Origin of the sequence: Achromobacter sp. HZ34 (assembly GCF_002209485.1) — a bacterium.
Taxonomy (GTDB): Bacteria; Pseudomonadota; Gammaproteobacteria; order Burkholderiales; family Burkholderiaceae_B; genus Bordetella_C.
The window spans coordinates 589,072-601,438 of sequence record NZ_NJIX01000002.1; the positions used below are offsets into that span (position 1 = coordinate 589,072).

General features: G+C 64.7%; 11 protein-coding genes. All 11 read right to left on the reverse strand.

Features of this window, described 5'->3' with window-relative positions:
* Window positions 1-47: 47 nt before the first annotated feature.
* Complete coding sequence (locus CEY05_RS09385; protein ID WP_088598203.1) at window positions 48-1,205, reverse strand: ATP phosphoribosyltransferase regulatory subunit; 1,158 nt, start codon at window positions 1,203-1,205, stop codon at window positions 48-50.
* A 277-nt stretch (window positions 1,206-1,482) separates the two neighbouring features.
* Entirely contained in the window at window positions 1,483-2,430 is a 948-nt protein-coding gene (gene hflC / locus CEY05_RS09390) for a protease modulator HflC (protein WP_088598204.1), read from the reverse strand.
* 18 nt (window positions 2,431-2,448) lie between these two features.
* Window positions 2,449-3,741: an FtsH protease activity modulator HflK gene (gene hflK, locus CEY05_RS09395; RefSeq protein ID WP_088598205.1), complete on the reverse strand. Its 1,293-nt coding sequence runs from the start codon at window positions 3,739-3,741 to the stop codon at window positions 2,449-2,451.
* Entirely contained in the window at window positions 3,707-4,813 is a 1,107-nt protein-coding gene (gene hflX / locus CEY05_RS09400; RefSeq protein WP_088598206.1) for a GTPase HflX, read from the reverse strand. The genes hflK and hflX overlap by 35 nt, the downstream gene beginning before the upstream one ends.
* Window positions 4,814-4,975: 162 nt before the next feature.
* Window positions 4,976-5,212, reverse strand: coding sequence for an RNA chaperone Hfq (gene hfq, locus CEY05_RS09405; protein ID WP_057652584.1), 237 nt, complete (start codon window positions 5,210-5,212; stop codon window positions 4,976-4,978).
* Between the two features lie 114 nt (window positions 5,213-5,326).
* A complete protein-coding gene (gene hisC / locus CEY05_RS09410; protein ID WP_088598207.1) occupies window positions 5,327-6,397 on the reverse strand; it encodes a histidinol-phosphate transaminase in 1,071 nt (356 codons plus the stop codon).
* A gap of 18 nt (window positions 6,398-6,415) precedes the next feature.
* On the reverse strand, window positions 6,416-7,846 hold the full coding sequence (gene der, locus CEY05_RS09415; RefSeq protein WP_088598208.1) for a ribosome biogenesis GTPase Der: 1,431 nt from the start codon (window positions 7,844-7,846) through the stop codon (window positions 6,416-6,418).
* Window positions 7,847-7,898: 52 nt separating this feature from the next.
* Window positions 7,899-9,053: an outer membrane protein assembly factor BamB gene (bamB, locus tag CEY05_RS09420; RefSeq protein WP_233161438.1), complete on the reverse strand. Its 1,155-nt coding sequence runs from the start codon at window positions 9,051-9,053 to the stop codon at window positions 7,899-7,901.
* A gap of 5 nt (window positions 9,054-9,058) precedes the next feature.
* Window positions 9,059-9,697 carry a tetratricopeptide repeat protein gene (locus tag CEY05_RS09425; protein WP_088598210.1) on the reverse strand — a complete coding sequence of 213 codons (639 nt, stop codon included), beginning with the start codon at window positions 9,695-9,697 and terminating at the stop codon, window positions 9,059-9,061.
* Between the two features lies 1 nt (window position 9,698).
* Window positions 9,699-10,985 (reverse strand): histidine--tRNA ligase, encoded by a 1,287-nt coding sequence (gene hisS / locus CEY05_RS09430; RefSeq protein WP_088598582.1) that lies wholly within the window; start codon window positions 10,983-10,985, stop codon window positions 9,699-9,701.
* A gap of 51 nt (window positions 10,986-11,036) precedes the next feature.
* Window positions 11,037-12,338 (reverse strand): flavodoxin-dependent (E)-4-hydroxy-3-methylbut-2-enyl-diphosphate synthase, encoded by a 1,302-nt coding sequence (gene ispG, locus CEY05_RS09435; RefSeq protein ID WP_088598211.1) that lies wholly within the window; start codon window positions 12,336-12,338, stop codon window positions 11,037-11,039.
* Window positions 12,339-12,367: the final 29 nt, after the last annotated feature.

The window sequence follows — 12,367 nt, forward strand, 5'->3', positions numbered from 1 at the left end:
GGAAGATCAGCGATCTCCCGGGACCTCCCGGCGACGGGAGGGGTGAGTCAAATCGTTCGGACCGTCCAGGCGCCGTCCAGCAGCGTCAGTTCACGGTCGAAAATGAATTCATCCTGGTCGTGCTCGTGGCCAGGCAGGTTCTGGATGACGATCTCGCCAGCCTGGCGCAAATCACGCACCGCCTGCGCCAGCGCGGTGTCCTGTCCCCACGGCGCGCGTACGGCGCGCGCGCGTTCCGCCGGTGCCAGACCCGCCGCCAGGCGGCGCAGATCCAGGCTGAAGCCGGTGGCCGGGCGGGCCCGGCCGAAGGCGCGGCTGACGTTGTCATAACGTCCGCCCGTAACCAGGGCGTTGTGCCAGCCTTCGGCATACAACGCAAAGGTTACGCCAGAATGATAACCATACCCGCCCACGTCGCCCAGGTCGATGCTTACGGGCAAATCAGGCAGGTAGCTCAGCAGTTGTTCCAGCGCGTCGAGCGCGCGCTCGATACCGGGCAGCGCCGGCAATTCACGGCGGGCGCGCGCCAGCACGGCGACGTCGCCGTACAGGGTGGTCAGCGTGCGCAAGGCATCGATGGTGTGCGCCGCCGGCCCGTCGGGACGTTGCGCCAGGTCACCCAGGCCCGGAATGTCTTTCTCGCGCAACAGGCCCATGATGGTTTCGACATGGGGCTGGGCGGCGGGATCGGCGTCGACGATGGCGCGCACTACGCCCGGGTGGCACAGGTCCAGACGCGGCCGCGACACGCCGGCGATGCGCACGGTTTCCAGCACCAGGCGGATGATTTCCAGGTCGGCCTCGACACCGGCATGGCCGTAGATTTCGGCGCCGATCTGCAGCAATTCGCGGCTGGACAGCAGGTCGACCGGCCTGGCATGCAGCACCGTGCCGCAATAACAGAGCCGCGTCACGCCGGCGCGATTCAGCAGATGCGCATCGATACGCGACACTTGCGGGGTCATGTCGGCGCGCACACCCAGTGTGCGGCCGGAAAGCTGGTCGATCAGTTTGCAGGTGCGCAGATTCAGTTCTGTGCCGGTGCCGGACAACAGTGAATCGATGTATTCGACCAGGGGCGGCGCGACCAGCTCGTATCCGTAAGTGCGATAGAGATCGAGCAGTTCGCGGCGCAACTCCTCGATGCGCCGGGCCTCGGCCGGAAGTATGTCGGCCAGGCTCTCGGGCAGCAGCCAGTTACCCATGATGTACCTGATAACGCCTTTGATTCATGGATGGGCGGCGTCGGGAAGACGGGTAAGCAACGCCCAAACGAAAAGCGGCTGAGGGGCGTAAGCCCGCTCAGCCGCGCGGAATTTTTGAATAGCTTACGGGGTATTGTACATGAAAGCGGGAGACCCTCGATATTCGCCGCTGGCATGGCGCGACGCATGAGCGCTGTTGCAGTGCGTCCCGCTGCGGCCCCAGGCGGCAATGAAAAAGGCGCGCCGGAGCGCGCCTTTTTTCAATCCCCTGCGCTGCTTAGCGGGCGGGGGCGGGGGCGGGCGTGCCGACCGGACTGCCGGGCAGGCCGCCCTGGGCGGCGGTCGGCGTGGAAGGCGTGCCCATGGAGGACTTGAAGAACTGGAAGAATTCCGAGCTCGGGTCCACCACCAGCAGGTCGCTGGGCTTGGAGAACGCCGTACGGTAGGCTTCCAGGCTCTTGTAGAACGTATAGAACACGGGATCCTTGCCATAAGCCGCGGCGTAGATGCTGCTGGCCTGGGCATCGCCCTCACCCATGATGGCCTGCGCCTTGGCATAGGCTTCGGCCAGGATGACTTCACGGCGACGGTCGGCTTCGGCGCGTATCTTCTCGCCTTCGGCGGCACCGATGGACCGCAGCTCGTTGGCCACGCGCGTACGCTCGGCTTCCATGCGGCGATACACCGATTCCGAAATCTCCGGCGCGAACTCGATGCGGCGCAGGCGCACATCGACGATCTGGACGCCCAGGGGCTCGGCGCGCTTGGCCACGTTGGCCAGGATTTCCGCCATGACCTTTTCCCGCTCGGCCGACACCACGTCCTTGACGGTACGCACGTTGACGGCCGCGTTCAGGGCGTCGCGGATCTGCGCCTGCAGGCGTTCCTGCGCGGCGCGTTCGTTGCCGCCGAAGGTCACGTAGTACAGGCGCGGATCGGCGATACGCCACTTCACGTACGAGTCGATCAGCAGGTTCTTCTTTTCCGAAGTCTGGATGCGTTCGGCATCCGTCGATTCGATGGTGAGCGTGCGCTTGTCCAGCGTCACCACGTTCTGGAACGGCGGCGGCGCCTTGAAGTACAGGCCGGGTTCACTGATGACACGGCGCACTTCACCCAGCGAGAACACCAGGGCGTAATCGCGCTCACGCACGATGAACACGCAGGACGAGGCGGCCGCCACGATGATCAGCAGGCCAACCAGGATGGGCAAAAGACGTTGCATATTGAGTAGCTCCTCCGGTTAGCGCGACAGACGGTCGCGAGGCAGCGTGTTGCTGTTGCTGCCGCTGTTGCCGGATTGCTGCCCGGTAGTGCGCGGAGGCTGCGGGATCGACGGCTGGCTTGCGCCAGGCAGGCTGCCGCCCGTGGCGGGCGCCTGCTTGCCGGCGTCCTGCGCCGCCTGCTGGATGATCTTGTCGATGGGCAGGTACAGCATGTTGTTGCCGTCCTTGGCGTCGATCATGACCTTGCCCGACCGCGTATAGATCTCCTGCATGGTTTCCAGGTACATGCGCTCGCGCATCACCGCGGGTGCCTTGCGGTACTCGTTGGCGATGCTGTTGAAGCGCGCCGTATTACCCTCGGCATCGCCGATGACCTTGGCCTTGTACCCTTCGGCCTGCTCGTTCATGCGCGACGCCTGGCCCGAGGCCAGCGGCACGACCTGGTTGGCATAGGCCTGGCCTTCGTTGATCTGGCGCTCGCGGTCCTGGCCGGCCTTGACGGCGTCGTCGAACGCGGCTTGCACCTGTTCGGGCGGCTGCACGTTCTGGATGGCCACGGTGCTGACCTGGATACCGGTGTGATAACGGTCCAGGATCTGCTGCATCAGCGTCTGCACTTCGGTCGCCACGTTGGTACGGCCTTCGTACAGCACGTAATCCATGGGCTTCTTGCCGACGATCTCGCGCATGGCGGTTTCCGCCGCCTGGCGCACGGCCTCGTCCGGATCGCGGGTGCGGAACAGATAGTCCGGCGCGCCGTCGGCACGCAGGCGGTACTGGACCACGAATTGCATATCGACGATGTTCTCGTCGGTGGTCAGCATCAGCGCTTCAGGCAAGACCTTGTTGCGCGAGCTGCCACGGAAGCCGACTTCGAACGTGCGCAGTTGGGACACGTTGACGGTTTCCTGGTTCTGGAAGGGGTACGGCAGGCGCCATTGGAAGCCCGCCGGCGACGTGCTCTTGTACTTGCCGAACTGGGTGACCACGGCCACCTGGCCTTCCTGCACGATGTAGAAACCGCTGGCCAGCCACAAAGCCACCACCACCAGGACGATCAGTCCCAGCCCGATGCGCGTATTGCGGGGCGAAGACGGTGCACCGCCCGTGCCGGTCGGCCGGTTGCCACGGCCTCCGCCCTTGCGGCCGAAGATGGCACCGATGCGGTTATTGAAATCGCGCCAGACCTCGTCGAGATCCGGCGGACCATCACCATTACCCTGGGGGCGCCGCGGCGGCTCGTTGCCGTTTTGGTTGCCACGTCCCCAACCGGGGTCATTCAGATTGAACAGTTTGGATATTAGACGCATTGTTTCCCGCAATCTGACCAGCCTCTGCAATTGCCCCGCGCAACGCATCCAGACCGGCGCGCTCGGCGGCGCTTACAAACACCCGCGCAATCGTACCATGCGCGTTCCGGTCGACCCGCGGGGCCATGTCCACGCGGTCGATCTTGTTATAGACCATGATCACGGGGATGGTTCCCGCGCCGATCTCATTAAGCACTTTTTCAACCTCGAGGATCTGCTCGTCGCGCTGCGGACTGGCGGCGTCCACCACATGCAGCAGCAGATCGGCGTGGACGGTTTCTTCCAGGGTGGCGCGAAACGCCGCGATCAGGGTCGGCGGCAGGTCGCGGATGAAACCCACGGTGTCCGACAGCACCACCGAGCCCGTGCCCTGGATCCAGATCTTGCGCGTGGTGGTGTCCAGGGTGGCGAACAACTGATCGGCGGCGTAGGCGTCGGCGCGCGTCAGGGCGTTGAACAGCGTGGACTTGCCGGCGTTGGTGTAGCCGACCAGCGAGACCGACAACACCCCGCCACGGGCGCGCGCCCGGCGCTGCGTCAAACGCTGGCGCTCGACCTTGTCGAGCCGTTCGCGCAGCAGCTTGACCTTGGCGCCGATCATGCGCTTGTCCATTTCCAGCTGCGATTCGCCGGGACCGCGCATCCCGATACCGCCACGCTGCCGTTCAAGGTGGCTCCACATGCGCGTCAGGCGCGTGGTCAGATGCTGCAGTTGCGCCAGCTCGACCTGCAGCTTGCCTTCATGGCTCTTCGCGCGCAGCGCGAAGATGTCCAGGATCAAGGCCACGCGGTCGACCACGCGCAGCGTGAACGCGCGCTCCAGGTTGCGCTGCTGGGCCGGCGACAAGGGATGGTCGAACAGGACGATGTCGGCGTCGTGCGCTTTCGCCAGCAACACGGCCTCTTCGACCTTGCCCGAACCGATGAAGTACTTGGCGTCGGGACGGTCACGGCGCGCCTTCACCGTATCGACGATCTCCGCGCCGGCGCCGCGCGCGAGCATGGCGAATTCTTCCGCATGCGCGACGTAGTCGGGATTACCCAAGTCGACACTGATGATCAGGGCTCTCATATTCGATTTGACGCCAGATAACGAGACGTTGAACGGTGCAAGGCAAGGACTTCCTGCCGCGGGCTCAACGTAGAACATACTAAAAAAAGCGGCGCCACAGCGAAAATGCCCGCCGACACGTAACGTGCGGCGGGCAAAGGAACTGCGTGGCCGGAGCGAAAATTACTCAGCGGGAATTTCCACCTGGAAGTTCACCGGACGGGCCGGGACGACGGTCGAAATGGCATGCTTGTAGACCATCTGGGTCACGGTATTGCGCAGCAGCACCACGTATTGGTCGAAGGATTCAATTTGCCCCTGCAGCTTGATGCCGTTGACCAGATAGATGGACACCGGCACATGGTCTTTGCGCAGCGTGTTCAGAAACGGATCTTGCAGGGTTTGCCCTTTATTGCTCATTGGCCAGGCTCCATTGTGTTGTTTTGAGGTGGTGGCAAACGCCGAAATCGTTACTCTACAGGGTTTTCCCGGGCGGTGCCACTGAAGTTAGGACTGAAGTTGACACCAGAAATTTCAGCCCAAAATGCCCTTCAACGCTTGCACCAAGCTGTGGCATTCAGCATCCGTTCCGATCGAAATTCGCAAGAATTGATCGATGCGCGGATGACGGAAATGACGCACGATAATGCCGTCCTGCCGCAGTGCAGCAGCCAGTTGCGCGGCATCGCGAGCAGGGTGCCGCGCGAACACGAAGTTGGCGGCCGAAGGCAATACCTCGAACCCAAAAGCGTGCAGATCGGCAGTCAAGGCATCGCGGGTACGCACCACGGCGGCGCACGTCTGCTGGAAATAATCTTCATCCTCGATCGCGGCGACCGCGCCGGCAGCGGCCAATCGATCGATCGGATAAGAATTAAAGCTGTTTTTGACCCGTTCCAGGCCGTCGATCAAGGCCGCCGAACCGATGGCATAGCCCACGCGCAGACCCGCCAGCGAACGCGACTTCGACAGGGTCTGGACCACCAGCAGATTTTCATGGCGCGCCACCAGCGGCACGGCCGACTCGCCGCCGAAATCGATATAGGCCTCATCGACCACCACCACGACGTCGGGATTGGCGGCAACGATGCGTTCGATCTCATCCAGGGCCAACGGGCGGCCCGTGGGGGCGTTCGGATTGGGCAGGATGATGGGGCCGGCGCTCTGCCCTGCCTTGGGTATATATGCCTCCGCGTCGATGCGGAAGTCTTCGGTCAGCGGCACCGTTTCCTGGCTGATGCCGTACAGGCCGCAGTACACCGGGTAGAAGCTGTAGGTGATGTCCGGGAAACGCAGCGGCGCGGCGTGGTTGAGCAAGGCCTGGAACGCCAGGGCCAACACCTCATCCGAACCGTTGCCGACGAACACCTGGGCCGGTTCGACGCCATAGCGCTGCCCTATGGCCTGGCGCAGCTTGTCGGCGCCCGGATCCGGGTACAGCCGCAGGCTGTCGTCACAGGCCGCGCGGATCGCGTCCAGCACCTTGGGCGAGGGCCCGTAGGGATTTTCGTTGGTGTTCAGCTTGACCAGGTTGCGCAGCTTGGGCTGCTCGCCCGGGACATAAGGGCTGAGACCGGCGACCACCGGACTCCAGAAGCGGCTCATGAACCTGTCCTCGCGGAATTATTTGGCCTTGTCCTGCGCATAGGGATTGTGCGAGGACTTGAATTCGATGCGCAACGGCGTGCCGCCCAGGTCGAAGGCGTTGCGGAAACGCGTTTCCAGATAACGGCGATAGGAATCCGGAATCGCATCCAGGGCATTGCCGTGCACGATGACCAGCGGCGGGTTCTGTCCGCCCTGGTGGGCATAGCGCATCTTGGGACGGAAAATACCCTTGCGCGGCGGCTGCTGCTGCTCGATGGCGGCCTGCAGCTCGCGCGTCAGCTTGGGCGTGGACAGCTTGGCGAACGCGGCGGCGTGCGCCATGTTGACCGACTTCAGCAACGCCTTCACACCCGCGCCGCGCAGGGCCGAGATGGTGTGCATGCGCGCGAACGACAGGAAGCGCAGCTTGCGTTCGAATTCACGCTGGATGCGTTCGCGCTGGTCGGCGTCCAGGCCATCCCACTTGTTGATGGCAACCACCAGGGCCCGCCCGGTTTCCAGCACGAAGCCGGCGATGTGCGCGTCCTGCTCGGAAATCTCGGTCTGCGCATCCAGCATCAGCAGGACCACATTGCAGGCCTCGATGGCTTGCAGCGTCTTGATGACGGAGAACTTTTCCACCGCTTCGAACACCTTGCCGCGCTTGCGCAGGCCGGCGGTGTCGATCAGCGTGTAGCGCTTGCCGTCGCGTTCGAAGTCGATTTCGATGGCATCGCGCGTGGTGCCGGGCATGTCGAAGGCAATGACACGTTCTTCGCCCAGCAGGGTATTGATGAGGGTCGACTTGCCCACGTTGGGGCGGCCGACGATGGCCAGCTTGATACGGTGATCGACCGGCAAGGCGCGGAACTTGCCTTCCGGCAGCGGCGCGTTTTCGTCGGTATCGGCCGCATAGGCATCGGCGTCATCCCAGTCTTCGTCCTCGTCTTCCGGTTCCGGTTCGGGCTCGACCAGGTCGCGCAGCGCCAGTTCGATCAGGTCGACGATGCCGTCGCCGTGGGCGGCCGAGATCGGCCGCGGCTGGCCCAGGCCCAGTTCATGAAAATCGCCGGTGGCGGCCATACCCATGCCTTCGGCCTTGTTCACTGCCAGGATGATGCGGCGCTGGCCCGACTTGCGCAGCAGGTCGGCGATTTCGTGGTCATGCGCATTGACCCCGGCGCGGCCGTCCACCAGGAAGATGACGACGTCGGACTCGGCGATGGCCTGCTTGGTCTGGCGCGCCATTTCCAGCAGGATGCCGTCCTTGGCCACGGGCTCGAAACCGCCCGTATCGATGGCGATGAACGGATACTCCCCCACCCTGCCCTCGCCGTAATGGCGATCGCGCGTAAGGCCCGAGAAGTCGGCGACCAGGGCCGCACGCGAACGCGTCAGGCGGTTGAAGAGGGTGGACTTCCCCACATTGGGGCGGCCCACCAGGGCGACGACAGGTTTGAAAGGCACGGAAGAGGAAGTATCAGGTTCGAGAAAATCGCCGTAACGGCGGAAAAGACGCTCAGTTGGTGCTGAGCATCACCAGGTTGCCGTTGCCCGTCTGCACCAGCACGCCTTGCGTGGTGGTGGTCAAGGGCGACACCACGGCATCGCCGCCCACCGAGATGCGCGCCAGCAGTTGGCCGTCGGCACGCGACACGAAATGCACATAGCCATCATAATCGCCCACGGCAACCGCGCTACCGATGACGGTGGGCGCGGTCAGGCGGCGGTTCTTCAGGGCGTCCAGCTTCCACATCTGCTGGCCGCTACGCACATCGAAACCATACAGCAGGCTGTTCTGGTCCGGCGTATAGACGCCATGGTCGTCCACCGCCAGGCCCACGGTGCTGGAAAAATCCTTGGTCCAGATCGGCCGGCCGCCCTGCGACACGTCGAAGCACACCACGCGGCCCTGGTAGGCCACGGCGCACATCAGCGGGCCCAGCAGCCTGGGAGCGCCGACCACGTCGGTCAGGCGTTCCAGGTCGCTGCCGCCCTTGGGCGTCGCGACCGTGCCTTCCCACTGCACATCGCCGGAACTGACGTTGATGGCCATGAGCTTGCCGCCAGGCAGGCCGGTCAGCACCAGGCCCTGCGCGATCACCATCTGCGCGTTCGAACGCAGCGCCAGCGCCGGACCGGGGCGCTGCACGCTCCAGACGCGGTCGCCGCTGTTCAGGTCGAAAGCCTGGATGCGGTAATCGCTGCTGCGCACCACCGCCACGCCATTGCCGACCACCGGCGGAATATTCACTTCACTGGTGGCCTGGGCCTTCCACTTGACCTTGCCGCTGTCGTCCAGCGCGATGACCTGGCCCGAAGGCGTGGCCACCACGGTGGTGGTGCCGTCGCTGGCGGCACCCGCCGACAGGTCGTCGGTGGACACGGACCAGATGGCGCGGCCGCTCAGCAGGTCGTACTTGCCGACCTTGCCGTTGGGGGTGGCGGCATATACGGCGTCGCCGACGACGGTGGGCACGAAGCCCAGGCCGCTGCCGCTGCCGATGGAAACCGACCAGGCCTGATGCACCGACATGCCGGCCTTGTATTCGGTCAGCGGGGTCGGGTCATAGCGCTTGTCGTCCTTGGAAAACAGCGAGCATGCGCTGAGCGCGACGGCAGCGGTTACGCAGGCGGCCAGCGCGAGCGAACGGCGGATAACAGGCTTGAACATCGGCATCAGGCTCCGGCGAGGGCATCGAGTTTGAGTTGCACGACCGGCACCAGGGCATTGGATTGCCCCAGGCCGTCGATCGCGGTCTGGTAGGCGGCGCGCGCTTCCTGGGCCTTGCCCTGGGCAGCCAGCACGTCGCCGCGACGATCGGCGAACAAGGCGGCGAACGGCGCCGGCGGATCCGTCAATTGCGCCAGCGCGTCATCGTATTTTTTCTGGTCCAGCAGGATGCCCGCCAGACGCAGCTTGGCGACCGGCTGCAAGCCGACCTGGCGCTTCTGCCCGGCCAGCCATTCCAGCTGCTCGCGCGCGCCGTCGACATCGTTCTGCGCCTGCAGGGCCTGCGCGGCCACCAGGACGCCACGGCCGGCATAGCCGGTCTTGGGATAGTCGCTGCGCAGGGTGCCGGCGGCCGCCTTGATGCGGGCACTGGCGTCAGCCCCACCCAGGCGCGCGGCGTCTTCCAACGCCTCGAAATAGCCCATGGCCTGGCGGCTGACGTGCCCTTGGTAAGCGCGCCAACCATTCCAGCCGCCCCAGGCCAAGGCCGCGACCGCCACCGCGATGCCCACCAGCAGGCCATATTTGGCCCACCAGGCTTTCAGTGCGTCCAGCTTTTCCTGTTCTTCGAGATCGTATGCCATCCTAACCCTTCGATTTCAAAACCTGCGCCAGCTCGGCCAGTGGGACCTGTTGCTGCGCTTCGTTTTGCGCGCCATCGGCGCGCAGATACTTGATGCTGGCCACCTGGGCGGCCACTTCGTCGGCGCCAAGGATAACCGCAACCCGGGCCCCGCTGTCGTCGGCGCGCTTGAATTGCGCCTTGAAGCCGGTCGGACCGGCGTGCACGATAACGGAAAGACCGGCATCGCGCAGGCTCTCGCCCACGCGCGCGGCCAGCCGCCTGGCGTCGTCGCCCTGGTGCACCACATATATTTCACATTCCGGCACGGCTTGGGCAGGAACGGTTTGGTCCCACAGGTCCAGCAGGCGTTCCATGCCGATGGCGAAACCCACCGCGGGCGCCGACTTGCCGCCCAGCAATTCGATCAAGCCGTCGTAACGGCCGCCGCCGCACACGGTGCCCTGGGCACCGAGGCGATCCGTGACCCATTCGAAGACGGTCAGGTTGTAGTAGTCCAGGCCGCGCACCAGGCGGGGGTTGAGCCGATAGGCAATGCCGGCATCGTCCAGCAGTGCGCACATGCCTTCGAAGTGGGCGCGCGATTCGGCGCCGAGGAAATCGAAAAGCTTGGGCGCGCTGTCGGCCATTTCCTGCATGGCGGGATTCTTGGTATCCAGCACGCGCAGGGGATTGCTGTACATGCGGCGCTGGCCGTCCTCGTCGAGGACATCGCGATGTTTTTCCAGATGCTCGATGAGCGCGGCGCGATGCGCGGCACGCTCTTCGGCCTGGCCCAGCGAATTCAGTTCCAGCCGGATGTCGGTCAGGCCCAGGCGCTTCCACAGGCGCGCCAGCATGATGATCAACTCGGCGTCGACGTCCGGACCGGCGAAACCCAGGGCCTCGACGTCGATCTGGTGGAATTGGCGATAGCGGCCCCGTTGCGGGCGCTCACGGCGGAACACCGGACCCAGCGAGTAGACGCGGTGCGGACGGTCGTACAGCATATTGTGTTCGATGGTCGCGCGCACGATGCCGGCGGTCATCTCCGGACGCATGGTCAGCAGCTCGCCCTTCTTGCCGTCGGGAAAGGTGTACATCTCTTTTTCGACGATGTCGGTGACCTCGCCGATGCCACGCGCGAACAGGCGGGTCTGCTCCAGCACCGGCATGCGCACATTGCGATAGCCGTAGGCATGAAGCCATTCGCGGATGATGCTTTCGAACTGCTCCCAGCGGGCACCCACGCCGGGCAGTATGTCATTCATGCCGCGTACGGCGGCGACTTTCTGGAACGCTTGCGTCATGTCCTTGGGCACGGCGGCCACCCGCAAGTGGCCCCACGCCTCACCTTTTGCTTATTGTGAGACCGGCGAGCCATAGCGGCGCGCCACGTAATTTTCGACGATGACCTGGAATTCTTCGGCGATGTGGTCGCCTTTGAGGGTCACCGTGCGTTCACCATCGACGAAGACCGGCGCCGCCGGCACTTCGCCGGTGCCGGGCAGGCTGATACCGATGTCGGCATGACGGCTTTCGCCGGGGCCGTTGACCACACAGCCCATGACGGCCACGTTCATGCTTTCCACGCCGGGATACTGGGTGCGCCACACCGGCATCTGGCGCCGCAGGTACGACTGGATGCTGTCGGCCAGTTCCTGGAATACCGTGCTGCTGGTGCGGCCACAACCGGGACATGCCACCACCATGGGGGTGAAGGCGCGCAAACCCATGGTCTGCAGGATTTCCTGCGCCACCACGACTTCGCGCGCACGGTCGCCGCCCGGCTCGGGCGTGAGCGAGATGCGGATGGTGTCGCCGATGCCTTGCTGCAGCAGCACCGCCAGCGCGGCGGTCGAAGCCACGATGCCCTTGCTGCCCATGCCCGCTTCGGTCAAGCCCAGGTGAGCGGGATAGTCGCAGCGCGCGGCCAGGTCGCGGTACACCGCGATCAGGTCCTGCACATGGCTGACCTTGCACGACAGCACGATCTTGTCGCCGGCCAGGCCCAGTTCTTCAGCGCGCTGGGCATTGCTGATGGCCGACACCACCAGGGCGTCGCGCATCACCGCCTGCGCTTCCCAAGGTTGGGCGCGGCGGCTGTTTTCATCCATCTTGCGCGCCATCAACTCGTGATCCAGGCTGCCCCAGTTCACGCCGATGCGCACCGGCTTGTCGTGCCGGCAGGCCACTTCGATCATCTGCGCGAAGTTGTCGTCGCGCCGCTTGCCGCCGCCCATATTGCCCGGATTGATACGGTACTTGGACAGGGCCTGCGCGCAGTCCGGAAACTGCGTCAAAAGCTTGTGGCCGTTGTAGTGGAAGTCGCCGACCAGGGGCGTGGACACGCCCATGCGATCGAGTTGCTCACGAATGGCGATGACCTCGCGCGCGGCTTCCGGCGTATTCACCGTGATGCGCACGAGTTCCGACCCGGCCTGCGCCAGATCGCGCACCTGGATGGCGGTGGCGATGGCGTCGGCCGTGTCGGTATTGGTCATGGACTGCACCACCACCGGCGCGTCGCCGCCGATGGTGACCACGCGGTCGCCCCAACGGACGGCCACGGCACGCGTGCGATGACGCGCGGCGGCGCCCACCACGGGGGGCGCATTATCCTGGCAGGGCATCTGTCCCGGGGGCAAAGTCGATTCTTCCATGTCTGGCGTCGTGATTTGAACGCGGCGAA